This window comes from Acinetobacter sp. ANC 3882, from assembly GCF_022549545.1.
In the GTDB taxonomy this organism is placed as follows: domain Bacteria; phylum Pseudomonadota; class Gammaproteobacteria; order Pseudomonadales; family Moraxellaceae; genus Acinetobacter.
Window position 1 is genome coordinate 61,997 of sequence record NZ_JAKZGB010000001.1, and the last position, 25,619, is coordinate 87,615.

Annotated in this window: 32 protein-coding genes; 12 read left to right on the plus strand and 20 right to left on the minus strand. The window is 38.0% G+C overall.

All coding sequences use genetic code 11. The annotated features are described in order from the left end of the window. Window position 1 precedes the first annotated feature (1 nt). Window positions 2–682: an orotidine-5'-phosphate decarboxylase gene (pyrF, locus tag MMO42_RS00355; protein ID WP_241318696.1), complete on the plus strand. Its 681-nt coding sequence runs from the start codon at window positions 2–4 to the stop codon at window positions 680–682. Between the two features lie 12 nt (window positions 683–694). Here the strand turns inward: pyrF and MMO42_RS00360 are convergent, their stop codons facing one another. Further along, complete coding sequence (locus tag MMO42_RS00360) at window positions 695–1,612, minus strand: lysine exporter LysO family protein (RefSeq protein WP_241318697.1); 918 nt, start codon at window positions 1,610–1,612, stop codon at window positions 695–697. Window positions 1,613–1,861: 249 nt separating this feature from the next. Between MMO42_RS00360 and MMO42_RS00365 the strand changes: the two genes are divergently transcribed. Beyond that, window positions 1,862–2,431 carry a TetR/AcrR family transcriptional regulator gene (locus MMO42_RS00365; protein ID WP_241318698.1) on the plus strand — a complete coding sequence of 190 codons (570 nt, stop codon included), beginning with the start codon at window positions 1,862–1,864 and terminating at the stop codon, window positions 2,429–2,431. Between the two features lie 29 nt (window positions 2,432–2,460). On the opposite strand, the gene MMO42_RS00370 is transcribed toward MMO42_RS00365, so the two are convergent. Then, entirely contained in the window at window positions 2,461–3,687 is a 1,227-nt protein-coding gene (locus MMO42_RS00370) for a multidrug effflux MFS transporter (protein WP_241318699.1), read from the minus strand. Window positions 3,688–3,887: 200 nt separating this feature from the next. Next, window positions 3,888–5,402, minus strand: coding sequence for an NAD(P)/FAD-dependent oxidoreductase (locus tag MMO42_RS00375; RefSeq protein ID WP_241318700.1), 1,515 nt, complete (start codon window positions 5,400–5,402; stop codon window positions 3,888–3,890). 155 nt (window positions 5,403–5,557) lie between these two features. Between MMO42_RS00375 and MMO42_RS00380 the strand changes: the two genes are divergently transcribed. From MMO42_RS00380 to MMO42_RS00405, 6 genes are all read left to right on the plus strand, one after another. Then, window positions 5,558–6,577, plus strand: coding sequence for an AraC family transcriptional regulator (locus tag MMO42_RS00380; RefSeq protein WP_241318701.1), 1,020 nt, complete (start codon window positions 5,558–5,560; stop codon window positions 6,575–6,577). Window positions 6,578–6,695: 118 nt separating this feature from the next. Continuing rightward, window positions 6,696–7,841, plus strand: a complete 1,146-nt coding sequence (gene zapE / locus MMO42_RS00385) for a cell division protein ZapE (protein WP_241318702.1) — start codon at window positions 6,696–6,698, stop codon at window positions 7,839–7,841. A 292-nt stretch (window positions 7,842–8,133) separates the two neighbouring features. Then, window positions 8,134–10,296, plus strand: coding sequence for a malate synthase G (locus tag MMO42_RS00390; protein ID WP_241318703.1), 2,163 nt, complete (start codon window positions 8,134–8,136; stop codon window positions 10,294–10,296). Between the two features lie 69 nt (window positions 10,297–10,365). Beyond that, on the plus strand, window positions 10,366–10,857 hold the full coding sequence (locus MMO42_RS00395) for a hypothetical protein (protein ID WP_241318704.1): 492 nt from the start codon (window positions 10,366–10,368) through the stop codon (window positions 10,855–10,857). An 83-nt stretch (window positions 10,858–10,940) separates the two neighbouring features. Beyond that, window positions 10,941–11,561: a 2OG-Fe(II) oxygenase gene (locus MMO42_RS00400; protein ID WP_241318705.1), complete on the plus strand. Its 621-nt coding sequence runs from the start codon at window positions 10,941–10,943 to the stop codon at window positions 11,559–11,561. A 76-nt stretch (window positions 11,562–11,637) separates the two neighbouring features. After that, window positions 11,638–12,300, plus strand: a complete 663-nt coding sequence (locus tag MMO42_RS00405) for an SOS response-associated peptidase family protein (protein WP_241318706.1) — start codon at window positions 11,638–11,640, stop codon at window positions 12,298–12,300. Window positions 12,301–12,371: 71 nt separating this feature from the next. Here MMO42_RS00405 and MMO42_RS00410 read toward each other — a convergent pair whose 3' ends face one another. Together MMO42_RS00410 and MMO42_RS00415 are read right to left on the minus strand one after the other, a co-directional pair. Then, entirely contained in the window at window positions 12,372–12,836 is a 465-nt protein-coding gene (locus tag MMO42_RS00410; RefSeq protein WP_004653790.1) for a MarR family winged helix-turn-helix transcriptional regulator, read from the minus strand. 698 nt (window positions 12,837–13,534) lie between these two features. Further along, on the minus strand, window positions 13,535–14,392 hold the full coding sequence (locus MMO42_RS00415; protein WP_241318707.1) for an alpha/beta fold hydrolase: 858 nt from the start codon (window positions 14,390–14,392) through the stop codon (window positions 13,535–13,537). Between the two features lie 135 nt (window positions 14,393–14,527). On the opposite strand from MMO42_RS00415, the gene MMO42_RS00420 reads away from it, so the two are divergent. Continuing rightward, entirely contained in the window at window positions 14,528–14,983 is a 456-nt protein-coding gene (locus MMO42_RS00420) for a hypothetical protein (RefSeq protein WP_241318708.1), read from the plus strand. A gap of 11 nt (window positions 14,984–14,994) precedes the next feature. Here MMO42_RS00420 and MMO42_RS00425 read toward each other — a convergent pair whose 3' ends face one another. Together MMO42_RS00425 and brnQ are read right to left on the minus strand one after the other, a co-directional pair. Beyond that, the gene (locus tag MMO42_RS00425) at window positions 14,995–15,255 is read right to left on the minus strand and encodes a hypothetical protein (RefSeq protein WP_004806700.1); all 261 of its coding nucleotides are present in this window, start codon (window positions 15,253–15,255) and stop codon (window positions 14,995–14,997) included. A gap of 412 nt (window positions 15,256–15,667) precedes the next feature. Beyond that, window positions 15,668–16,969: a branched-chain amino acid transport system II carrier protein gene (brnQ, locus tag MMO42_RS00430; protein WP_241318709.1), complete on the minus strand. Its 1,302-nt coding sequence runs from the start codon at window positions 16,967–16,969 to the stop codon at window positions 15,668–15,670. A gap of 231 nt (window positions 16,970–17,200) precedes the next feature. On the opposite strand from brnQ, the gene MMO42_RS00435 reads away from it, so the two are divergent. Then, window positions 17,201–18,352: a tyrosine-type recombinase/integrase gene (locus tag MMO42_RS00435; RefSeq protein ID WP_241318710.1), complete on the plus strand. Its 1,152-nt coding sequence runs from the start codon at window positions 17,201–17,203 to the stop codon at window positions 18,350–18,352. Here MMO42_RS00435 and MMO42_RS00440 read toward each other — a convergent pair. From MMO42_RS00440 to MMO42_RS00500, 13 genes are all read right to left on the minus strand, one after another. Continuing rightward, on the minus strand, window positions 18,336–18,608 hold the full coding sequence (locus tag MMO42_RS00440; protein WP_241318711.1) for a pyocin activator PrtN family protein: 273 nt from the start codon (window positions 18,606–18,608) through the stop codon (window positions 18,336–18,338). The two genes, MMO42_RS00435 and MMO42_RS00440, sit on opposite strands and share 17 nt — an antisense overlap. Before the next feature lie 3 nt (window positions 18,609–18,611). Further along, complete coding sequence (locus MMO42_RS00445; RefSeq protein WP_241318712.1) at window positions 18,612–18,938, minus strand: hypothetical protein; 327 nt, start codon at window positions 18,936–18,938, stop codon at window positions 18,612–18,614. Then, window positions 18,935–19,222, minus strand: a complete 288-nt coding sequence (locus MMO42_RS00450; RefSeq protein WP_241318713.1) for a hypothetical protein — start codon at window positions 19,220–19,222, stop codon at window positions 18,935–18,937. Before MMO42_RS00450 ends, MMO42_RS00445 begins: the two co-directional genes overlap by 4 nt. Beyond that, window positions 19,219–19,986, minus strand: coding sequence for a hypothetical protein (locus MMO42_RS00455; protein WP_241318714.1), 768 nt, complete (start codon window positions 19,984–19,986; stop codon window positions 19,219–19,221). The genes MMO42_RS00450 and MMO42_RS00455 overlap by 4 nt, the downstream gene beginning before the upstream one ends. Before the next feature lies 1 nt (window position 19,987). Further along, entirely contained in the window at window positions 19,988–20,914 is a 927-nt protein-coding gene (locus tag MMO42_RS00460; protein WP_241318715.1) for a recombinase RecT, read from the minus strand. A 9-nt stretch (window positions 20,915–20,923) separates the two neighbouring features. Continuing rightward, a complete protein-coding gene (locus MMO42_RS00465; RefSeq protein ID WP_159725051.1) occupies window positions 20,924–21,106 on the minus strand; it encodes a hypothetical protein in 183 nt (60 codons plus the stop codon). Further along, complete coding sequence (locus MMO42_RS00470; protein WP_241318716.1) at window positions 21,103–21,702, minus strand: hypothetical protein; 600 nt, start codon at window positions 21,700–21,702, stop codon at window positions 21,103–21,105. Before MMO42_RS00470 ends, MMO42_RS00465 begins: the two co-directional genes overlap by 4 nt. Then, window positions 21,699–22,457 (minus strand): hypothetical protein, encoded by a 759-nt coding sequence (locus tag MMO42_RS00475; protein WP_241318717.1) that lies wholly within the window; start codon window positions 22,455–22,457, stop codon window positions 21,699–21,701. The genes MMO42_RS00470 and MMO42_RS00475 overlap by 4 nt, the downstream gene beginning before the upstream one ends. Window position 22,458: 1 nt before the next feature. Next, complete coding sequence (locus MMO42_RS00480; protein WP_241318718.1) at window positions 22,459–22,644, minus strand: hypothetical protein; 186 nt, start codon at window positions 22,642–22,644, stop codon at window positions 22,459–22,461. After that, window positions 22,637–22,921 (minus strand): hypothetical protein, encoded by a 285-nt coding sequence (locus MMO42_RS00485; protein ID WP_241318719.1) that lies wholly within the window; start codon window positions 22,919–22,921, stop codon window positions 22,637–22,639. Before MMO42_RS00485 ends, MMO42_RS00480 begins: the two co-directional genes overlap by 8 nt. A 200-nt stretch (window positions 22,922–23,121) precedes the next feature. Continuing rightward, window positions 23,122–23,832, minus strand: coding sequence for a hypothetical protein (locus MMO42_RS00490; protein WP_241318720.1), 711 nt, complete (start codon window positions 23,830–23,832; stop codon window positions 23,122–23,124). Beyond that, complete coding sequence (locus tag MMO42_RS00495; RefSeq protein ID WP_241318721.1) at window positions 23,829–24,317, minus strand: hypothetical protein; 489 nt, start codon at window positions 24,315–24,317, stop codon at window positions 23,829–23,831. Before MMO42_RS00495 ends, MMO42_RS00490 begins: the two co-directional genes overlap by 4 nt. Window positions 24,318–24,373: 56 nt before the next feature. Next, complete coding sequence (locus MMO42_RS00500) at window positions 24,374–25,054, minus strand: XRE family transcriptional regulator (RefSeq protein WP_241318722.1); 681 nt, start codon at window positions 25,052–25,054, stop codon at window positions 24,374–24,376. A gap of 77 nt (window positions 25,055–25,131) precedes the next feature. Here MMO42_RS00500 and MMO42_RS00505 point away from each other — a divergent pair, with 77 nt between their 5' ends. Together MMO42_RS00505 and MMO42_RS00510 are read left to right on the plus strand one after the other, a co-directional pair. Then, a complete protein-coding gene (locus MMO42_RS00505) occupies window positions 25,132–25,317 on the plus strand; it encodes a Cro/CI family transcriptional regulator (protein WP_241318723.1) in 186 nt (61 codons plus the stop codon). Between the two features lie 10 nt (window positions 25,318–25,327). Beyond that, window positions 25,328–25,603 (plus strand): hypothetical protein, encoded by a 276-nt coding sequence (locus tag MMO42_RS00510; RefSeq protein WP_241318724.1) that lies wholly within the window; start codon window positions 25,328–25,330, stop codon window positions 25,601–25,603. Window positions 25,604–25,619 lie beyond the last annotated feature (16 nt).

Consider the following 25,619-nt stretch of genomic DNA (forward strand, 5'->3'; position numbering starts at 1 on the left):
CGTGAGTATTATTGTTGCCCTAGACGCAAAAAGCCAATATGACGCCTTAACAATTGTAGAGCAGCTTGATCCGTCACTTTGTCGTGTCAAAGTGGGCAAAGAGCTTTTTACTCATGAAGGTCCATCAATCGTTAAGAGCTTGCAAGACAAAGGTTTTGAAGTTTTTCTTGATTTGAAATTCCATGATATTCCAAACACCACAGCTCAAGCGGTCTGTGCTGCTGCGGATTTAGGCGTATGGATGGTCAATGTACATGCCTCAGGTGGTCGCAAGATGATGGAAACCTGTGTTGAGCGACTTAAAGCAGGCAACTATCAAACACAGCTGATCGCAGTTACTGTCTTGACTTCAATGGGTCGTGAAGACCTTCGTGACCTAGGTTTGGATATCGAACCTGTTGAACATGTAAAGCGTTTAGCAAAACTGACTCAAGACAGTGGATTGGATGGTGTGGTGTGTTCAGCGCAAGAAGCCAAAATCCTTCGTGAAATGTTAGGTCAAGCGTTTGCATTGGTAACACCGGGTATTCGCCCAGAGGGTTCAAATGCAGATGACCAAAAACGTATCGTAACCCCAAAGCAAGCAATGCAAGACGGATCAACGCATTTGGTCATCGGTCGTCCAATTACCAAAGCTGAAAATCCAACGGAGATGTTGAAATCAATCTTGGCTTCAATCTGATGAAGTTGAATTTTAAAATTTCATACTGAGAAATAAGCTGATTAAGAGTGGTGCGAGGAGCGATAGGATCAATCCACTCATCATGGCATGTGGCACATAATGTGTGCCACATGATTGCTTCACCATTGCAAGGGTAACATCCATTGAGGTTGCACCAGCACTTGAGATTGCAGAACGTGGAAAACGCCAGCCAAGACAATACATCAATAAAATTGCAAAGATTTCTCTAAACAAGTCGGTTAATAAGGCTATTCCACCCAATTTGGCTGAATGCAATTCCGTAAATAAAATCCCAGACATTGAATACCAGCCATAGCCTTGAGCTAAGGCCATTACTTCATTGAGACCATAGTCATTGGATAAAATGAAATAATTTAACAGCGCTGCCAAGCATGAACCAACAAATGCTGCTACGGGAACCAATAGAATTTTCCAGCTTAACCAACTACGATCAAATTGGGTGAAAGCCAATTCAACGCCAATTAAAAAGATAAAAACCAGTAACAAGTACCAACTATTAAAGGTTATTTGAAGTTCTAAGGCATTTACAAGTAGACCTAAAACAATCCCGACTGCTAAAGCTAAAAATGCTTTGCCGATATTCTTCAATGCATTTAGAAAAAGGTGTAATGAAATTTTCCCTTGTACACTTTGACGATCAATCAGCTTATAAGTCATTAAACAAATGAAAAAAGAACCAATTGAAGTGGTAAAGGCAATCAGTAGGGCTGGCGGGAGAATGGCAGCAGGATGGTCGATATGGTTGAGTGCTTGCGTCAGTTCAAAAGCCACACTAATCAGCAAGATATAAGAAAAATAAGGAAGAATTTTAAATACGAATTGTTTAAGTGTTTGTGAAAGATGTGGGGCTAAAAAATAGCCTAAGCTTAGGCAGATAAAAATTTGTAAGATTAAAACAAGAGAGGTCATACAATCTGAAGGTTTAAAGTGCTGATTTATTATGCAGGGAAATCTGATACTTGAATAGATTTATATATCATTTGATATAGAAAGTTTTGAAGCAGAACCTATATCCATAAACCAAGGTCATTTTACTGGATAGAGGATTGATTGATCTATTGTTACTTGAATAGATGGTTATAAATACAAGGGCTTATTCTGCTATGAATATCATGTGAGCTGAAATATAATTTTAACAATAATAGAGGTAGATGATTTGTGACAGCAGCTAAGATTCAAAAAGTGGCATTAGAACGTTTTGCAAAACAGGGCTTTGCAGCAACTTCTTTAAATGAAATTGCGACGGATGTTGGGATTAAAAAGCCTTCGATTTATGCGCATTTTAAGAATAAGGATGAACTCTATCTCAGTCTCATTCCAATCATGATTGATGAAGAGTTGGGACATGCCAAGACTGTGCTGCAAGGCGGAGAAAAAATCCAGCAGCAATTACGTCATTACTTTGAAAGTATTGAACAGCGGTTTGATGCATCTTATGGTGTCCAGTTTTGGATGAATGCATTAATTAGTCCGCCTGTACATTTATATGATCAGGTGATTGAGCCGATGCATGTTTTTATGGCAGAGCTAGAACAGGTATTTTCTCAAGCGATTCAACACTCTAGTTTGGTATTGCACAAGCATCAACTGGATAGTTTGGCTTTGGCTCGTGTCTGCATGAGTTTTGTTGATGCATTACAAAGTGAATTGATCTATGGTGGGCGAGAAAAGTTTCAACTCAGATTGGATGCAATCTTAAAAGCATTAAATATTCTGATCAGCGCCTAAGTCTAGACACTGATCAGATCCAGCATTTTTTATTCTGTTTCTACAATAGTAAATGATTCACGCTGTTCTAGTGCGGCATAAATACACAAGCCGAGCGCGATACCGCCACAAATAAATAAGCTGGTTGGAAGTAAGCGAATATTGATTTCTACAAAGCTTACAACAAATCCGATCAGTGCAGCGAAAGCATACTGCAGTAAACCCATTAAAGATGACGCAGCACCAGTCAAATGTTGTGGACTTTGCTGCATGGTCAGTGCAGTTAAATTACCGAAAATGAATCCAGTTGACCAGATGCTTAATCCTAACAGCGCAATGTATTGCCATAAATTTAAGTCATAAAAATATAGACAGAGCATTAAAACAAAGCTTGAACCACTGAATAAGCACATACCGATGACCAGTAATTGTTGGGCCGACCATCGTTTAAGTAACAGAATCGAGATTTGTCCCAGAATAATTAAACCAATGGCATTGGCTGCAAACAAGGTACTAAAACTTTCGTTATGGATATGATAATGCTGAATAAAAATAAACGGTGATTGGCTGAGGTATACAAAGAAAGCACCTAAGATAAATCCACCAGCAAGTGTATAACTGATAAAGCTTTTATTCAGGCAAAGTGTTCGATAGCTCTTTTTGATCGCGGTGAATTGCAATGCTTGTCGATATTGTGGTTTCAAGGTTTCTGGAATGACTTGATTTCCCCATAGCCATAGGATCGAACCAAGCACTGCCAATGTGTAGAAAATTAAATGCCATGAGCCGATGCGTAGAATCAAGCTACCCAACAAGGGTGCCAGAATCGGAACAATCATCATGACTTGCATCAAGATAGAAAAATTCTTGGCACTGGTTTTAGCATCACACACATCAGAAATAATAGCTCTTGGAACCACTAGACCTGCTGAAGCACCAATCGCCTGTAAGAAGCGTGCGGCCAGCAGCCATTCAATTGTGGGTGCAACAGCAGCCAAGATTGACCCCAAGATAAAAACAGCAATTCCGATCAATAATGGATTGCGACGACCAAAGCGGTCAAGCAAAGGGCCGTAGATACCTTGACCTATGGCCAGTCCAATGAGAAATACAGACAAAGTGAGCTGTATATGACCTGGCGTTGTTGCAAAACTTTCTGCAAGCAGTGGAAAAGCAGGCAGATAGATATCAATTGCCAATGCATCTAGGGCTGTAAACAGGGAGAGCAGTAATAATAAAGACCAACTGATCGTTGAGATGGGAGTAACAGCGTTCATGTTTTATGTACTCTTGCGAGGGAAACAATATTTATTTTAACTACCTAACGGTAGGTAGTTAAAATGTTAGCATGAATATTTGTGGTTTGCATAGATCAAAATAGGGGATTAAAGACTCACCAATAAAGTGGAGAAATAAAAAAACACCTTTGAGTGTTCAAAGGTGCTTTTTATGTTTGAAAGGATGAAGTTATTTCATCTTAAGCGGCATTGTTTTTTACATTCGTCGCTGTATGGATAAAATTATAATCAGCTACACTCACTTTGCGTGTTTCTAGCCAATATCGCCAAGTATATGTTGGCCATAACGAGAAGTTCTTACCATCTGCGGCTTGATACCAACTGCTACAACCGCCAGCTTGCCATACAGTACCTTTCAGCTGATCTTGGACACGTTCATTGAACTGGTCTTGTACTTCATGTTTGATTTCAACCGCTTGACACCCTGTTTTATCTACAGTTTGGATCAACTGAAGAATATAGTTCACCTGCGACTCGATCATGAAAATTACTGAGTTATGACCAAGAATGGTATTTGGACCAAGTAGCTGGAACAAATTTGGGAAGTTCTTGGTACTCACACCATAATAGCTTTCCGCACCATCTTTCCATGCTTGTTTAAGTTCAATGCCGTTACGACCAACGCAATTGAAATGCTTTAAGTAAATGCGTGGGTCTGTAATAAAGCCTGTACCATAAATTAAGCAATCAATTTGGCGTTCTTGACCATCTTTAGTGATAATGCCATTGGCTGTAATTTCTTGAATGCCTTCTGTCACCAGCTCAACATTTTTTCGGTTGAAGGTTGGGAAATATTTATTTGAAATAAGAATACGTTTACAACCCATGACAAAGTCTGGCGTCAATTTTTTCGCCAGTTCTTTGTCTTTCACTTGATAACGGATAAAGGCTTCAGCAAGTTTCTGACCATATTTCATAATCTGTGGCTGCACGATGGGCACAACACGCGATTCATTGGTCCAATACAGACGGGTACGGTGAATCTGGCGATAAATATTCGATGCTTTAAATAAACGTTTACTCAACTGTGAATATTTACGTTCATCTCGTGGAATAACCCAAGCCGCAGTACGCTGAAACACGTAAAGCTGTTTTACTTCTGCTGCAATTTCAGGAATATACTGAATCGCGCTACCGCCTGTACCGATTGAAACGACAGCTTTATCACTGAGATCGTAATCGTGGTCCCATTGAGAAGAGTGGAAGACTTTACCCTTAAATTTCTCAATGCCTTTGATATGTGGAATCTGTGGCACATGCAATGGACCTGATGCAAAGATCACAAATTGAGCTTCAAGTGTTGCCTGATCTTTAAATTCTACAGTCCAAACATTTCGGCTTTCGTCAAATTCGGCATTGGTGACTTCATGGTTGAATTTGCAATACTCTTTAAGTTTGTATTGTTCAGTAATGTCTTGAATATAATTAAAGATTTCATCTGCTTCTGCATAGCGTTTCGACCAGTCGGTTTTGGGTGCAAATGAAAGGGAATACATATGTGATTGAACGTCACACGCTGCGCCAGGATATTGGTTTTCACGCCATGTACCGCCAACATCGCTGGTTTTTTCTAAAATTACAAAATCATTGATTTGACTTTGTAATAGTCGAATAGCCATTGCTAAGCCACCAAAGCCCGCACCAATAATTGCAACTTTTGTTTTTTGAATCGCATTTTTGGTTACATCACGCATAGTCTACTTCCTACACAGCTAAATTTTGTGCAAGTTTAACGATTTTGACGAGATTAAATATGATTGTATAGACGCAAAACTTGATCATTTCGGCAATTCATTTGCACAACGTTTTATAGTAAAACATTAAAGTTTTGAGAACAGCATTCGGAACTATGAAGAGATCTATCCTCGGATTGATGTATTTGATTCAAGGCATGCGTCATGTCGGGATCGATGTGGATGCACGTTTAGCAAATATGGGAATACAAGCCGATGCTTTAGATCCAAGCTCAATTATTCCAGATGAGATTGAATGGGATATTTTGCAGCATATTAGTCAGGATATTTCGCCTGAACAAGGTCTATTTATCGGACAGCATTATGCATTAGCGGGGTATGGACCCTTCCTGATGTTACTGGTCACCAGTGATACTTTGCATAAAGCTCTATTAAATGGGGTTCAGTTTCAGCAACTCACTCATCTCTTTGGTTCTTTACAGTTAAGGATTGAAGATGACTTGATCCATTTGCTATATCGACCGATTGATTTAAGTATGCATTTGGGGCAATTGAGAGCGCAATGTGAAATCTCAGGTACGTATAAGTTTTTACAAGATATCTTTAAAATGATGGGGCTTGACGTCCCTCATATTCAGATTGAACTGCCATTTCATCGACCAAAAGACTTAACATTACTTGCTGCTTATCAAGATTATTATGGGGATGATGTCAAATTCGGGTGTGCGCAAGCCGCTTTTATTTTAGAAAATACACAAATTTTAAACACTAAAATTCCGTCTGCCGACATTTTGACGTATCGTATTTATGAAGAAAAATGCCTACAGGATATTCAACATTTAGAAAAAACTGCCAGTCTCAAATTGACTGTTGTTGAATATGTCGAGGATTATCTTGAAATGCAAAATGGGGTCATTCCAAGTATGGCAGAAACGGCCTGTGCTCTGGATATTCCTGAGCGCACTTTGCGGCATCAATTGCAGCAAATGCAGACCAGCTATAAAGAAATTCGCGAAAGATTAATCAAACAGAAGGCAATAAAGTTTATTGAAAATAGCTCATATTCCATCGAACAGGTGGCAGAAATGTTGGGTTATTCTGAGCCTGCTGCATTTAATCATGCCTTTAAAAGATGGTTTGGATTGAGTCCTCGGCAATATCATCGAAATCATTAAATGATTAAAAATGGTACATTATGATGTTTAAACTCTATGATAATTAAGCCTAAAATCTAATGTCATTGAACGGAATGTTCGATATAATTTTCACCAATTAAAATTGCAATAACACCTTATGTCAAATTCTAAACCAGACTCACATAGCACTGCATATATCCCAACATCACCTGCTGAGCGTTATGCTCAAGCACTTGAGTCAGGACAATTCATGCCAGATGAGGCTCAAGCACAAGCAGTGCAAGAGTTGGATCGAGTATGGAAAGAGTTACTCACTCGCTATAAAGCGTCTAAGAAAGCGTTTCGACGTTTCCGTCGTCAGACCTATCCGAAAGGCGTTTATATGTGGGGTGGTGTAGGTCGTGGAAAAACGTGGTTAATGGATCAGTTCTATGAATCTGTACCATTCCGCCGTAAAACACGTATGCATTTCCATCATTTTATGCAACATGTACATAAAGAGTTGAATAAACTTTCTGGTCAACGCAATCCTCTAGATTTGGTCGCTGATCAAATTTATAAGAATGCCGTTGTCATTTGTTTTGACGAATTTTTCGTATCGAATGTAACTGATGCCATGATCCTAAGTGATCTGTTCCAAAAGCTGTTTGAGCGTGGAATAACATTGATTGCAACGTCAAACATTGCGCCAGATGGTCTATACAAAAATGGAATTCATCGTGATCGTTTTATTCCGACGATTGAGCTGGTCAAGAAGAACTGTAGTGTTTTAAATGTAGACGCTGGTGTGGATTATCGTTTGCGTGTATTGAAGCAAGCACAATTGTTCAAATATCCATTAACAGATGATGCTCAAGCGTGGTTAGCTGGCCGTTTTAAAGCTTTGACACAAACTCAGCCACAGTCAAATTCACCAATCATGATTAATAATCGTGTGGTTGAAACGTTGGGGCATACTGAAGATGTATTGTGGTGTGAGTTTTCCGAGTTGTGCTTCAAGCCACGTAGCCCGGCTGACTTTATTGAAATTGCCAATATTTACAATACTGTATTGGTCAGCAATGTTCCGCATTTGACCGACTTCTTGTCTGAAGGCACCCGTCGTTTCATTTACTTGGTCGATGAGTTCTATGACCGTGGCGTAAAACTGATTTTAACCTCAGAAGATTCGATCATTGATCTTTATGAGGGTGAGAAATTGGCATTTGAGATTGAACGGACGCGTTCACGTTTATTAGAAATGCAATCGGATGATTATTTACATTCGGAGCATCGACAAATTCAGGTCGCACAGACCTCATAAATCAAAAAAGGCATTCTTCGGAATGCCTTTTTTTATAAACTTACATGGATAAAGCTTTATTCTTGGTGGTTTTTTGCTATAACTAGATGAGTTTGAAAAAGGGAGTATGTCGCATAACTAAAAGTACAGCACTCATTATCTGATAATTTGATAAGTATAAAAAACTATGTTTGTCAATACTTCCAATGGGGAAAATGCTTACTATTTAGGAATGTGATATTACTATTCAGGCTAGTATAAATCAGTATACTAGAATTCTTGTTATAAAAAGTTAGCACCATCAGGAAAGACAATGACTGCACGTATTCAAAAAGGCAAGCTAGCGATTGCTAAAGAACTTTACGATTTCATCGAAAATGAAGCTTTACCAGGCACTGGTTTAGATAGTGAAACTTACTGGAAAAACTTCGAGCAAGTCGTTGTAGACCTTAGCCCAAAGAACAAAGCATTATTGGCTAAGCGTGATGATCTTCAAGCAAAGATTGATGAATGGCATCGCAATAATAAATTTGAATTAAATGCTTATAAAGCATTCTTAACTGAAATTGGCTACTTGGTTCCAGAAGTTGCTGACTTCCAAGTAACCACTGAAAATGTGGATGAAGAAATCGCTTTATTGGCTGGTCCACAATTGGTTGTACCTGTACGTAATGCACGTTATAGCCTAAATGCTGCAAATGCACGTTGGGGCTCTTTATACGATGCGCTTTATGGTACAGATGTTATTTCTGAAGAAGGCGGTGCGGAAAAAGGCAAGGGGTATAACCCAGTCCGTGGTGATAAAGTTATTGCTTTCGCAAAAGATTTCTTAAACCAAACTTTCCCATTGGCTCAAGGTTCGCATGCAGATGCAACCCAATATGCAATTGCAAACAATGGTTTAGTTGTGACCTTAAAAGATGGCTCTACCACAGCTTTGGCACATGAATCGCAGTTTGTTGGTTTCAATGGTGAAGCTGCAAGCCCAACTGAAATTGTTTTACTAAATAATGGCTTGCATGTCATTATTGAAATTGATGCAAATAGCCCAGTTGGTAAGACCGATGCTGCTGGTGTGAAAGATTTAACACTTGAAGCTGCGGTAACAACCATTCAGGATTTGGAAGATTCAGTTGCTGCGGTTGATGCAGAAGAGAAAGTTGAAGGCTACCGTAACTGGTTAGGCTTAATGAAGGGTGACTTACAAGAGTCAATCGAGAAAAATGGTAAGACCATTACTCGTACCCTGAATAAAGACCGTACAGTTCAGAACCTCATTGGTGGCACGACAAAATTACATGGTCGTTCATTGATGTTACTTCGTAACGTCGGTCACTTGATGACAAACCCTGCGATCCTTGTGGATGGTCAAGAAGTGTTTGAAGGCATCATGGATGCTTTAGTAACACCATTACTGACAGTTGCTGATATTCGTGGTCAAAACGAAAATCAAAACTCTCGTAAAGGTTCAATGTATATCGTTAAACCAAAAATGCATGGTCCAGAAGAAGTTGCATTTGCGGTTGAATTATTTGAGCGTGCTGAACAAGCGATTGGCTTGCCTGCAAAATCACTCAAAATCGGTATCATGGATGAAGAACGCCGTACTTCTGTAAACTTGAAGAACTGTATTGCTGCGGCGAAAGACCGTACCATCTTCATTAACACTGGCTTCATGGACCGTACAGGTGATGAAATCCATACTTCTATGGAAGCAGCACCAGTTGTACGTAAAGAAGCAGTAAAAACGCAAAAGTGGATTGCAGCATACGAAAACCGTAACGTTGCAATTGGTTTAGCATGTGGTTTACAAGGTAAGGCGCAAATTGGTAAAGGCATGTGGCCAAAACCAGACAGCATGAAAGATATGTTGGCGACTAAGACTGCACATCCAAATGCGGGTGCATCTTGTGCTTGGGTTCCATCTCCTACAGGTGCGGTACTTCATGCATTGCATTATCATCAGATCAATGTAAAAGCACGTCAAGATGAATTGGCTGCTGAAAACATGTTGTCATTAGATGACTTGTTAACACCACCGTTTGCACCAGAAACCAATTGGACTGCGGAAGAGTTAAACAACGAACTTGAAAATAACTGTCAAGGGATCTTGGGTTATGTGGTTCGTTGGGTTGACCTTGGTGTTGGTTGTTCTAAAGTACCAGACATCAACAACGTTGGTTTGATGGAAGACCGTGCTACTTTACGTATTTCATCTCAACACGTTGCAAACTGGTTACGTCACGGTATCGTAACGCATGCACAAGTTGAAGAAGTGCTTAAACGTATGGCTGTGATTGTTGATCAGCAAAATGCGAATGATGCACTTTATACACCAATGGCGCCAAACTTTGATGGTATTGCGTTCCAAGCTGCTTCTGACTTGATCTTCAAGGGTGCAGAACAGCCATCTGGTTATACAGAGCCATTGTTGCATGCTGCTCGTCTAAAATTAAAAGGTTATACAGGTGATTAAGTTTACTTGCTAGACTGATAAGAGGTACCTATTCGATAGGTACCTCTTTTTTTATAAGTAGAGGGAAAAATGTATTTTTGGAACACAAAAAAATTAATTGAAGATTTAAGAAATGGCCGTTTAAGTGAACAGAATTATAAAAACTATTACTTAATCAGTAGCGTATTTATGTTCATCATTATGTTTGCTATGCGTTTGAGCCCTATTGTTGATATTGTTCCAAACCTGATCGATGCACTGATAAGTATCATAATACTCATTATAGGTGTCAATTTTTGTTTCAATGCGAATGGTGGGAATCAAGGGAAACAATTTCTTAATCGTTTAATTTGCATATGTTTGCCTATAGGCGTGCGATTTCTTTTAGCCTATATACTCATTATGGTTTTTATCATCATCGCTTTTGTTGTTACTGCAAAATTTATTGAGCCCACACAAATTCCAGCGTTGATTGCGCCGTATAAACATTGGGTTATGTTTTTCATTTCAATTTTAATGCAGGTGATGATGTATTGGCGTTTTTGTGTCGCACTTAAAGCAATTAGCCGTATAGACAATTAGGTCTTCAAAACAGGATAAAACATCCTATTGATGAAATTTTTGCTATAATTCTCGTAGTTTGATCATTTAGCCGAATCATAACGATGTCACAAATTTTAAAATTAGATGCTTTAAAACAAGCGCAAGTTTCGACTTCGCCATATCCTTACTTTGTTGTGGAAAATTCAATTGTAGACAGTGAAGTCAAAGCTGTTATTCAGGATTTCCCAAAGATTGAACAGGGTGGTAGCTACAACATTGAAGATGTTGAAATTAAGCCTAATTTTGATCGTTTTCTAAAGTCATTAGATACCAAAGAATTTCGTCAGATTTTAACTGAAAAATTTGATGTGGATGTCATGGAGCATCCGATGATGATCACCTTGCGTGGTTATTCACGTCAAAAAGATGGTCGTATTCATTCTGACTCAAAAACCAAACTCTTAACCATCCTGATTTATTTAAATGAGTCTTGGAATGCGCCTACGGGTCGTCTACGCATTTTGAATGATGAAAAGAACATGGATGACTATGTTGAAGAGATTGATGCGGGCCCAGGTACTTTGGTTGCGTTTAAAGTGACTGATAATGGTTGGCATGGTTATGTACCCTATGAAGGGCAACGCCAGTCGATTCAAATTAACTTTTTAACCAGTGATAAAGCCAATGCCAAGCACCGTTTTATCCATGGTTTAAGTGCAAAAATGAAAAAATTATTTGGCTAATTTTTGCAATTAAAAAGAGGAGGGTTGATACCTCCTTTTTTTAACTTTGTTTTTAAGGATAAATACTCAACGAACTATGTGTGCCAACTATAAACCATTGACAGTCGAGCAAGCTCAACAGCTTGGTTTGCCTCCGATTCCATTTGAATATGGGGAAGAAGTTTACCCAAGTTATACAACGCCGTTCCTATTTAAATCGGAGCAAGGGCTGGAGTGGCGGGAAGTATTGTTTGGTTTGGTACCCAAGTGGTCGGAAGATACCAATATTTCCAAGCATACTTACAATGCTCGACACGAAACCATTTTTCAGAAACCTAGTTTCTTGGAGGCGGCTTCAAAGTGCAAATTTGGTGTCATTCCTGTTTATGAGTTCTATGAAAGTAAATACATTGATCATAAGCCGCAAAGATGGGGCGTACGCCGTAAAGATGGAAAGGCTTTCTTTATCGCGGCTTTATATGAGATCAGAAAATTAAATGATCAAATCATTCGTTCGGCTACCATGTTGACCATGGATGCCATAGACCATCCGATGATGAAAGATTTTCATGAGCCAGGAGATGTAAAGCGGTCAGTGGTGGTTATTCCGCATGAGCGTTTAGATGAATGGCTAAGTTTAAAGCAGCCACATCAGCTTTATGAGTTTATGCAGGGTTTTCCTGTTGAGGAATTTGAGTGTTCACATGTTCCGAAAGCAAAAATTGCGAAAATAACTCCGCAACTGAATATGTTTGATTGAATTGGATATTTGCATCAATGAGATCAAAAAAGGCTTCCCATGGGAAGCCTTTTTATTTTTGAATTCGTTGCTTAGCGTGCAAGATTTTTAAACATATGGCGTAGAATTTCCATGGTTTTTTCAATTTGCAATGGTGTTAAGCCATCAAATGATTGCTCAAGGATAACTGAGGTGAGATCATTGATTTTAGTAATCATTTCCTGACCTTTGTCTGTTAGATAGACGCGAGTAATACGCCCATCTTCCTTACAAGAGTAAGTATCGATATAGCCTTCATCTTTGAGGCGATAAACGATCTTGGTTGTGGTCGACATTTTGGAGATGACCATGTCGGAAAGCTCAGACACACTTGCATGAGGTTTGACATGCAATGCAATGAGAATACGGCGGCGAGAATTGTCTAAGCCATATTTTTTGAGCACGTTATCGATGTTTTGAACGTACTGAGCATTTACTTGAGAAATCCAGTAAAAAGGAAAGTCTTCCAGGTTAAATGAATCGGCTGTAGGTAAAAAACGCGCATATTTTTTTGGCATCACTTATTTCCTATACTTGCACAAGCAGTAACTCTTGGTTGCTGCTAGATTCCATGAAATGTCTATAACTTGCCTGTTAAAAAAATCGATTTCCTGATTTTTTTAGCATTCCATTTTTTAACAAATCTGTTCAAAGATAACGGTGAAATTATCTTTATTCTCAATGAATAAGTCATCATAAAATTCACATAAATCAGCTATTAATGATGTACTATCCAGTCGTCTTTCCCTCAAGGTTGTCCTACAGCCTTGCATTACTGCTTATTTGTAGAATAATCGTATTGTAGAAAAAAAATACGATTTTTGACGTGACATTTTTATAATATTTTCTGTCTAAAATGTCATAAATATACGAAATCAATATATTTATAAAATAAATAACGCTTAAAAAAATAGCTAATACAAATATTTGAATTAATCAATTGGTTAAAATATAGCACATAAAAAAATTTAAAAAAGTTGAATAAATACATTCTTTATCACATTTTTTCGATGAAATTTTAAAATTTGCAGCTTTTAACAACTTTGGAGCGAGTTTAATTTAGAGATGAATTGAGTGCGAAGAAAGGGGAAGAGGAAATCGAGATAAGATTTTTTATAGGATAGAAGATTCGAAGACTAAATATATAAAAAGACGCATCTAAACAGGATTACAGGTTTAGATGCGTAAAGTGAAAAATTGTCGTGTCGAAATAGTTTTAAATGTTAAGTTCACGTTCCATCAAGGGCCATAGTTTTTGATGTGATTTCTTGAACATCGACATATGTCCAATTTGTTTATAGCCATGTTGCTGCGGATTGAGTTCAATTAATTTGGTTGGTGCGTTGGGATATAGGCGCAGTAGATCTTTGACATTGGCTTGCGTGGCAATCTCATCATCAGTTGCCCAAAAAGAAGTAATCGGGCACTGAATCTCTTGATGATAATCTTCGAAGATACTTTTACCAATCGCATTCATGACATAGCCCGGTTTACTACAAAACTCCGCCCATTGTTTCGCAACATTTTTAGGGAGATTTTCACCCATCCCAATAAATTGAGTTGCACCATAGCCTTTTAAAAAGCTTGAAACCGGGAAAATAACATTAAACATAACGGGTGCAAGGATTTTAGTTTTACCTTTCAGGCCTTTAACATGTCCAGTTGAACCTGCAATTGCTAATACCTTTGCAACTTTATCGTAATTTGAGGTGATACCAAGTAGTTGTCCGCCTGCACTGTGACCAACAATAATCACTTTTTCAGCTTGTGTTTTGTTTAATAGGGTTTCGATTGCTGCTGGGATGTCATAGATTCCCCAGTCATTGATGCTTGCAGTCGAGTCTTTCAGTGGACCATGTAAAGACTCCCCAATGCCTCGGAAATCAAAGCTTAAAACAGGATACCCTTGCTGATTCAACCAATTTGCGAAAGCATGATAGAAATTTTTGGTAATTCCTGTCGCTGGACAAATCAAGACTGGATAAGGTTTAGTATGATCTTGTGCAGGATAAAATTGAGCTGCAAGTTGATAGTCATCTTTGCAACTAATCCAAAAAGATTCATAACTCTTCATTTGAAAGATACTCTTATAGATGCATATTTCTACTTTACACAAGTTCCAAAAAGAAACTCGTTTAAAAAATGACTTAAAAGTCAAATTTTATGTAATATACGCACACAAAAGGAATATTTTAATTTCGGGGATGATATGTACGCTTTAAACACTGCAACACAGCTTGCAATTGTATTTAGTGGGATTTTTCTGTGGGTGGGGATGCTGACTGGGGTTTGGAAATACTATCAAATCAGACAAACAGCGCAGGCAAGAGCACATTATTATGTGGATATTGCTCATAGGAGCAGTCTGCTTTATGCGGCAGCCAGTCTAATTTTAGCAGCATTGAGTTTTTTTACGGTTCTATCTGATTCAATCGCATTATTTTGTGTTGTTGCAAACTTATTCTTTTTTGCGATGTCGATTTTAATTTATATTTTGCATGGACTATTAAAAGATACCACTAATCAATTCAAACAGCCGCATCAAATGGGGAAATGGACATTACCAGCATGGTGTATGACATTGATGATGTTGAGTTTAATTATCGTAGAGCTGGGTGCAACTGGGATTTTAGTATTTGGAACGATTGTTCACTTTTTTCATTAAAAAATGGATGATCACTCATCCATTTTTCCTAAAGAATTTTTTTGGCGCACTGCGCTTAACTGTCGAAACTTTCGATCGACGATCGCCCACATACAAAAGGCCAGAGATACAATCAATGCATATGCAAAATATTCGGGTTTTAAATTGCCTTTAATTGTGCCTTGAAATAACAACGTGACCATTAAGGCAAGCGTTGTTGTTGCATATACGATTGAATCATTTGCCTTCAGAGTGTTAATGAAGACTTGCTTGCTGAAATGTATTGATAACATCTCCATCCCTCCTTGTTGTGACGACAAAACCATGTGTTTTTGTCTGAATTGTTTTTTAAGTTGTACTGCTATTTTCTGAGCATTTCAATAGGGATAATGACTATTTTGAAAATAAATTTATGAATGTATTGATTTATATAACTTTTAAGTATTTTTTATATTAATTTATACTATTTTTTAGTTAAATATTGACCATTATTTTTACATTTTGAAAAATTTGCTAATGAACTTATCTGAATGAAATAGTCGTTTTAAATCAGAAATCGCATATTTGAGCCACATTTAACGCATTGTCTTTGAATCAAGAAAAGAAAGATTTGTCGTAAACAAAAAATGAGCGTTGGATAAAAGAACATTTTCTGTATAGCTAAAATCATGTTTGGGTAAAACATCATTTTAACGACAAATCATTTTAATCTTTAGATGACAATACGCGATCGACCACAATTGCAAAGACAAGAACGATCAGCGATGGAAGTAACCATGCAAGATTTTGTTCATTCAATGGCAAATGTTGAATAAAAGTCGGTAATTGCGTTGTAAATCCAGCAGCTTTAATCGCTTCAAAAATACCAAACAGGAAAGCAACAGCGGTTACAGATCCAACCACGATAGATGGATTATTCCAACGTTTCCAGAAGAAGCTCAGCATGATCACGACAATCGCTGGTGGATAAATTGCACTGAGTACTGGAACAGAAATCGCAATCAGCTTTGTTAGACCTAAATTAGAAATTAACAAAGAAAAGCCAGTCAGGATAAACACGAGCAACTTATAAGAAAAGCCAGTTAATTCGGTAAAATATTCAGCGCAAGCACAGGTAAGGCCAATTGCAGTAACCATACATGCCAGGAAGATTAAGATCGTTAGGAAATATGATCCGTAATCACCAAATGCATGTTGTACATAAGCATGCAGAATGATTGCACCATTGGCTGCATTAGGCGCAACTTCATGGCTACCTAAGCCGAGTTTAAATAAGCTGATATAGACAAGTGTCAGCCCAACACCTGCAATCAAACTTGCGATAATGGCATATTTGGTAATCAGCTTTGTGTCAGTTACACCACGAGATTGGATCGCTTGAATAATCACGATACCAAATACTAGTGCTCCCAAGGTATCCATGGTCAAATAACCACTCACGAATCCTTCAGAAACAGGACTGGTTATATAGTTGTTGACTGGTGCTGAAATCATACCTGTAGGGATCGCAAATGCCGCAATACCTAAGATTGCCAAGGCAATGATTTTCAAAGGTGCAAGTACATGGCCCACAGTATCGAGTAACTTATTTGGATACAGTGAAACTGCAGTCACAAATGCAAAATACACGATACTATAAATAAGAAGGCTGCTACCGGATGTACCAAAATAAGGTGCAAAACCAATTTCATAAGAAACGGTTGCGGTACGTGGTGTTGCAAATAATGGACCTACGGATAAATAGCAGACAATGGTGAGGAGTAAGCTAAAGAACCGTCCAAGTGGAGAACTGATGATTTCGATTGAGCCTTTCATGCGAGATAAGGCCATAATCGTAATAACAGGTAAACCAACTGCGGTGATTAAGAAACCGAACGCAGCGAGCCAAACATGTTCACCAGCCTGCTGAGCAACGATTGGAGGAAAGATAATATTGCCCGCGCCAATAAATAACGCGAAGGTCATAAAACCTAAAGCAATGATATCTCCTGTACGAAGTTGATTCATAAAGAGGGAGGCATAAAATAAAAGTGCGAATTTTAGAACAAAATTCACATATAGAATACCCAAAAATTATATAAATCAGTAACTTTCAAAAAATACAAAATAAAACAATAGTTTAATAAGATTTGTTTGATGCTTTATTGTGCTTCGTTTTGCGCCTTTCTGCCTTGTTTATAAGTTTTTTTACACCTTAATTTACGCCACACTTATTTTATTGAATTGAGGTGTAAATATATGGGCACAGTTACTCAGAGACAGCTTTCAAATGGAACTTTAAAGTTTCGTGCTGAGATTAGGATAAATCGTCAAGGCTTACCTTCTTACAAGGAAAGTAAAACATTCTCATCCAAGAAAGTTGCAAAAAACTGGCTCACAAAAAGAGAAGCAGAAATAGAACAGAATCCTGCAATATTATTGAATAAAAATGCTCATGTAAATGAATTCACATTAGTCCAAGCCATAGATAAGTACATGGATGATGTTGGTGGGGCTTATAGCAAAGTTAAAATGGCAGGCTTAAAAAGAATTAAAAAATTCCCTATTGCTAAGTGTAAGTTGATGAATATAACTTCTGATCATATTGCGGGTCATGTGAAGTTAAGAAGGAATGGGTGTGATGCTTTGGGTTATTTTCCAAACAAGCCAAGCTCAATTCAAACTGAGCTTCTAAATATTAGAAGTGTTCTTGTACATGCATCTGTAATGTGGAATGTGCCAGTAGATCTAAATACGTTTGATAGAGTGTCGGCTCAAATGAGAAAAACACGACAGTTGGTTATAGGTGATTCAAGGGATAGGCTTCCAACACAAAAAGAATTGCTGAAATTGACAAAGTTTTTTGTAGAAAAATGGAATAAACGTGAACGGGGAAACTCTTATCCCATGCATTTGATTATGTGGTTTGCGATATTTTCATGTAGACGAGAATCTGAAATATGTCGAATTAAACTTTCGGACTATGATACTCACAATGAGTCTTGGTTAGTTAGAGATCTAAAAAGCCCTAAAGGCTCAAAGGGTAATAACAAAGAGTTTAATGTGCTTGAACCATGTAAAAAAATTATAGATTTAGCTCTGAGACCAGAATATAGAAATCGTATGTTGAGGTTAGGATATAGTGAAGAATACCTTTTCCCAGTTAGCCTCAGGACAATTGCATCAGAGTTTAGGGATGCATGTAAAATTTTAGGAATAGAAGATCTTAAATTTCATGATCTAAGACATGAGGCATGCACAAGGCTAGCTGAGCAAGGATTCACAATTCCTCAGCTACAACAAGTTAGTTTGCATGAATCATGGAAATGCTTACAGATATATGTTTCTGTAAAAAAGCGAAAAGATGTTTTAAATATAAATGATGTTCTACGCCTCATCGGTGAAGCGTAGAAAAATCTTTTAGTGCTAATTCATGCCGCTTATCTAAAGCTATGGCGAACTCATTAAGATGAACAAACCAAGGTGATTTCTGACTGCCATCTAATTTGAAGCAAGGGAAAGGGAAGTCTTGTTTACTTGCCTTTTCATTTATCACTTTTTTTTGAAGATGAGGGTAGTAGTCTGAGCAAAGAACATCTAGTTTAACCACAATTGATCTGTATTTCATAAACAAATAGTCTTCTGTAGAAAATGCAGGTACACCCATTTTTCACCCCTCCGCATCCGCTTTTGCTTCTTCAACTACCTCATAGTCTCCATTAGCCCAGCCATCGTCATAATCAATATCTGATTGCTGCACTTTAATTGCATGATTTTTGATGTCTACCCAGTTCATGTTATTTGCAGCCCAGTCGTGAATCTCATAATCATCACTTGCAAATAGAGAAGCTGTGTCGTTGTTCAAGCTTTCTTCAAAAGATATCTCATCAGCTTCTGCAAAGTACTTAGCACGATCTTCAGCAATGATACGAATAGGAATAGCCCATTTACTATGATCAGGCATTTCTACAACATAGAATTTATCTAAAATATTCATTTTCCGCCCCTTGCTGCTTCTACCATTGCCTTGTATCCAGTTTTGCTAAGCGTTGACATTGGAGCAACTGAATGCTTTTCATATGCCTGATACATCGCATATGTCGGCTCAACAGGCACCACCACGCAGCCTTCAAGCTTTTCGTCAGCACGCTTTGTTGCTGCACACCATGCAGCCCATGCGTATTGTGTTTCTGATTCGCAATAACCCAAATCTTCAACAAAATCTAAATCTAAGTGCTGAAACCTCTGCTCAAAAGCCTCGCGTTCTTTTTCAATATTCATGCTGCCTTTACTCCTTTCTTGCCCAAGATTTCACGCTCAACTTCTTTGGCATAAGTCTGAGCAAGTGAGCATTTAATTTTGATTAGTTCTTCAAGTTTGAAATCTCTATGGATCCAAACTGTTGTAATGCGTTGTTCAAGTGGAACGAGATTGACCAAAGTGACTTGTTGCTCTCTTTGATCTTCACCATTGATAAGGTTTTCAGGGGTAGGCAATAGGACATAATCAATTGCCCACATTGGTTTATCAGTCAGTTGCATATATGCACGCATCTGCCATTCATAGCCATTTTCACGTGCTTTCTTTTCAGCCCGTCTTAGTGTGAATGGATGCTGTACACCTGACCATGAACACTTTGTGTCACGGCCATGGTCAACATTTATGATGTCAGGTGTTCCAATTAAAAATTCATTTTCAAGAGTTTCTTCATTCTTCTGCATTCCTATGAATTGGCCCATGGTAAATAGGCTATTCATTTGAACTGCTTTGATTGCGTGATCTTCAAGAGTTAAGCCTTTCTCAGTGTATTTGTTACCTTGAAAGTCTTTAAATCCAAAGTTCTTCTCTACAACCCAACGCTCTACAGCTGACTTTGCACCTTCAGATAAAGTGTGATCTTTAAGATGCTGAATTAGCGTCTTTTCTTCTTCTGTGCGTTTAGTGCGCTTCAAGATGATTTCAACATCAGGAGTGATCAAAGCAGGGTCAATCTGCTTTGGTTCACCCATAATTTCATGCAATGCATGAGGATGTACTTTTAACATTTCATGCACCTGCTAATTCTTGTTGTTGTTCAGGGGTGAGCGTATATCCAGCCTCACCACTCAAAACAAAAGCCTTGTCTAAATCACCACTTTGAATCGAAGCAATCAATTTCGTGAACTGCTCTTGATCAAGTGATTGGGTAGGAGCTGCAAGCTCAGCAACACTCTCCTGATGATCAATGTATTCAAAGTCATTTGTAGCCACATCGTGGACAATCGCTTGATCTGCAAGTTGAGCTGTTTGCATTTCAATTGACAAAGGTGCTTGCTTTGATAACAAAAGCTTTGTCACAGTTTTAAGTGCCATGGCTTCAAAGTTATCTTTCCAAACACCACCATATTTGAATGATTGGCTGTATTTTCCTGCATGCTTCAACACATCTTCTTTACTCATGTAAAGCTCAGCAGTGAAGCCATTTAGTAATTTAAAGAAAGCAACATAACCAATCGCATCACCTGCATTCGGAATGGTCCAGTCAAACTCATACCCAAGTAGGGGATTAGCTGAAACCAATTGCCCTTGATAAACTGGTGTTGCAGCAATACGAGCAAATTGTCCTGACCGTTGAGCTAATTGAATAAAGCCTTTGTATCCCATTTGGAATTGCGCTTCATTGCTTTCCTGCCAACGTCCTTGACCATCTTTAAACTTGCGTTTGTAGGGTACGATGTATGCAAAACCCAAGTTGCTATTGATTGGTAAATCAAGCGTTGCTGCCATCATTGCAGCATTCACCACTGTTGCAGGTACCGCATTTTTAAGGTGTGCTTGATTGGCAACTTGCATCACCGAAGCTAAAAAACCTTGAGTTTTTTTACCTAAGATTTCTTCAAACTTTTGACGGATCTTTTGATCACTTACATATTGTTTGATAGAAACAGGCTCATTGTTTGCAACCTGATTCTCTGTTTTCACTGGCGCATTCATAACCTTCTCCTAAGCTGCTAAAACTTTTAAAAGTTGTTCTGTTTTTTTGGCTTCGACATTTCTGATAGTCTCTTGCCATTCACGGTATTCTTGAGAGCTGATCACATTGAACTGAAAAGCGAACTCGACTACTTGTTCAAGTGAGTTGAAGTCTTTCTGTGACAACTCTTTGATGTATGCTTGAGCGTTCATTGATTCTCTCCTTGCTCAGCCTTATATGCGTCATAAAGCTTGATGGCGTGAACAATTGCATAGAGACACCAAATGTAGTGGTAGGTATATTCATTAAGATTGCTCTCCCAAAAGTCATCTAACTGAACACCATTTTTACTAGGTGACCAATTTCTAACTGCTTCCATAAACTCGAAGTAGTCATCAGTATCAATCCAGTCCAGAGATTCCTTTTCCTCTTTGATCTTCTCTTCTGAGGCATAAGAGCATTCTTTCCAGTTTTCAAAATGGAAGTTCAAAGCTTTTCTTGCAGCATCAGGAGAATATTTTTCAAATTCACCTGCCTCTAGTTTTTCTGCCCAGTAATATGGATTAATTTCATAATCAGAGTTTTCATCTCGGAAAAAACCAAACATATCTATTGAGCGCTTGAAAACATAAGTTCCCATATCGCCAGTAATGATCAAGTAGCCTGCACGAGTTGTGATGTTGTAGTGATAACAGCTAGAATTTGGCTTGCTTACAGTTAAATCTCTAAACATTCCTTGATCTAAATTCACGGTTAATTCATGCGTAGCTACATCTTTTAAGAAGCTTTCTAAAGTTGGTAAACTCATCCCTTAATCCCTCCACGCCAAGCTGCAACAACTTGCTTGATTTCTTCTTCGGTGTGCCAAAAACCTAGACCCAAATCGAAGTCATCAAAAATTACCTTTTTGTAGCCTTTAATCATATGACCATCTAAACACCAAGCTTCTTCTCCATGATTCGGCTCAAAAGGCGCAGGAATCTCTAGCTCAAGCTTTATGGTGCGGGGCTTGAGGCGAAATTTAACTTTTTCATCATCAAAAATACTCAAACTTAAGTTGTGAGTGATTGTGTGAAAAGTCCCATCGTGACATTCCAACTGAACATCCTCACCCTTAGCCCAAGCCAGCTTTGCCTCAGCCCTGCTAATCAGGCCTTGTTCTGGTTCTGGTTGGATTGGTTTAATACCTCGACGCAAATCAGTTTGAGAACCTAAATGTTCTGCCCAGCACTTATCCAAGTTGTTCCAAATCTTGTAGTCTTGAGTCGCTAGCTTTAATACTGGTTTTCCTGAGTATGTGTAATTCGCATCCTTCACATCATTACGATGCAAAACAACAAGGTCGCGAAGCTGAGGGAGGGTGAGTTCTTGGAAATCAATCGGATAATCAATCATCGTGCCACTTGAATATGTAATTGCACCTGACTGTTCAGCTAGAATCCAATGCGCTTTTAGCAAGCAGTCCTGTTCATCAAACTTCTTTGGAGTCCAAACATATCCAAGGTCATTAAGAGCCTTGATAATCTCATTGGTATGAGTATTAATGAGTTTGTAGTTATTCATCTCAATCACCTTGATAACGACCAGCAGGGTAGATCGGATTAGCGACGTACCAAGAAGGTAAAGTTTGTTTAATTCGTGCATTTGATTTTGTTGGCACTGGTCCATAATTCGGATTCTTGCAAGTGCCTTTGCCGCTTTCTTTGAACCACTTCTCAAAGCGTTCAATAGCTGCTACTGCATCACTCATGCTGACCACCAACACGAGCAGTCATTTCAATGACTTCGCCTTTTTCTAATTGTTGGATTAGGGCTTGGGTTTCTAGTTCTTGTTTGGTTTGGTAATAAGCTGCAATGTGAAGCACCAAACCAATGAATGAAATGCACATCACCAGTACAGCAAGCAATGCAAAAGATTGGATAGCCACAGTTTTAATTGTGGTGAACTTCTTAGTGTTCTGGCGCTTAATGCACTTGGCTATGAAGGCTTGATGCTCTTCGTTGACTACGTTCGTTTTTATGTTCATACTTAAATCCTCTTTGAGAGAAAGCTCCGTGTCTGCCAAGATCATTCGGAGCTTTTTAATGTCTGTATGAGATAAATATAAGAAAACTTAGTTTTATTGTCAATAAGAAATCTTATTTATTCTTAAGAAAACTTATTTTTTTGTTTTAATAGGCAAAAGAAAACCCACCGCTGGGGTGGGTTAGGTAGAACTTACTTTCACTATATTTTTAAAAATTTACTCAATCTTTGTACATGAGCATATTCGGAAATTATTGATTGTTCAGTTTTGTATTTATCATTTTCCATATCATCAATAATTACATTAAATTTAATTTCAGCGTCTGGTGTTTGTGTATCAATCATTTTTCTGAGCAAACTATTTGTTTTGTTCTTTTCAGGTTCAACGAAGTCAACATAAGTGTTTCCATGTGAAAAATTAAATTTATATTTACCTCCTGATCTACCTATAAGTTCAGGGTGCACAATAATATTTGAAAACTTAAGTTCTAATGTTTTTTTAATCTTTTCAAGTATTTCATCAATAGCTTTATGTTCTTTGGACTTATACTTAAAACTTATCATTTTTTTAATGACGTCAGTGTAATCAAGCATTGTGAAGTCGAGATCATCTATGGTCGATTCTGCAATAAGACTGCCATTCTGAATAAAAATATTGTCATATAGTGAGACAAAATCCTTAACTTTATCTTCTGTATTAAAATCATTAATGCCAATACTTTCATGGAAAAATCTTATGTTAAGTCCATGATCATTAAGAATTATTTTATTTTTAGTGGTTTTGTGAGCATAAACAACTGCTGGAGAACCATTTTCAAAAATAAATGGCAATGAGAATCCACATGAATTTCCCTCATCTGATATTCTTTGAATAAAAGAATTCAAAACAATCTCTGATAATTTACTGCTCATATCAATTCTCCATCAAAAGGCCCTAAGATTTTGTTGGACTCAAGTGTGATATTGGTGTCTCTTGCAAATATCTCCAAGCAATCTTGCCATGTTATAGAATCATAATCTAAATTTGCAGATTTTACTTCACCTAAAATGTGAATATGTGACCCATAAAAAGTCTTCCGGGCCTTTCTATCCATGTGAGATTTCTGTTGATTTGGGTAGATACATAAATCATAGAGGAATATCAAATTACGGCCTTCTCTCACAACCAGACCAAGACTATGTTTTTGAGAAATGGGGGTTCTATGGGTTCTGAAAAACAAACTCATCCCAACAATGCTTTCATTTGAGTCACAATCAATCAGAGGTGAGCCTGAAAAAGAGCTCTTATCACCACCCTTAAAATCCGTTGTCATTACAATAGATTCTTCAAAATATTTTGGCATAGCTAAAAGATGGCTACAGCTTGAAATATCTCCATAATTTCTATTTTCCCCCATATTAAGTCTCCCTAGCTGATCTTTTCTTAAGTCCTGTGTCGGGTTCACAGTTTTTATTAACTTTTTCTAATACGCTTTGGTCGAGATCCACCGAGCGGCCTAAATGCATCAATAACAAGCCCCACAAGCTCCATACCATCTTCAAATTCAATTATATTTGGATTGAAGTTAGGGTTAAGTGCTTGTAAATATTTGCGTTCATCACTTTCAATAACAAGTTTCTTGAAAGTTGCATCAGAATTATTTCGAACAACAATCAGATCTTCTGACAGTAGGTCGCTAACTTGAAAGTTTGGGTTTACTAAAATGTAATCACCTTCCATATAAGTTGGGAAGTTACTCACTCCAACTACTCTTAGGTAAAAACACCCATCTGGATCATCTGCACTTAAGGGTGGTAGCCATTCATTAATCTTGTTTGGATCAATTGCTTCTACAGAAGTCATAGCACCAGCTTGCACCCAAGAAAGCACAGGAATGAGTTTGGTGCTAACTGGAACAACGTTATTGTCAAGTTGAGGACCGCTCTCATCACCATGTGTAATGTAAGAAGTAGATACCCCAAAATAAGATGCCATTTTACTTAATGGATCGGCTTTAGGCGCATAAGCATCCTTTTCCCATCCCGTCACATTAGGCGCACTAACTCCAACGATTTTCGCTAAATCGCCTTGAGTTAAGTTCTTTTCACGTCTTAGGGCGCGAATACGCTGACCCATTGTTTCAAGTTTTTTCATATAAGTTATCTTACATGTTGCAAAAATAAGTTATCTTTGTTTTAATACTAAGAAATCTTATTTTTGAGATGAGAGAAATGACCAAACAAGAAGCATTCAAATTGCTTGGTGTAAATGGTGTTGAACTCGCTGGATTGTTAGGGATTGCACCTTCAGCCATTTATCAGTGGCCAGAAAAAAAAATCCCATTAGCACGCGAGTATCAGATCAGAGACCTAGCTGGTGGCAAAGAACCACTAAAACGAACTACAGCAACAGCTTAAGGAAACTCAAATGAGTCTCGAAAAAAAATCGACGCATGTGCGTTTATCTCCTGAAAACCATGAACGAGCAAAAGTTCTGGCTGAAATTAAAGGTAAAGACCTTGCTCAATATCTTGCTTATCTCCTAGAGAAGGAAATAGCAGGTGAGTGGCATGTACTTAATTTACAAGCAAAATCATTTGAGCGCTTGGGATTAGGCGCTTTGTTGCGGGATCTCTCAACAGAAGTAATTTTTGCTGAGGGATTGGAAGGAAATCAAAGGGATTTAGACAAAGAAAAAGCCTGATGTACTAGATCAGGCT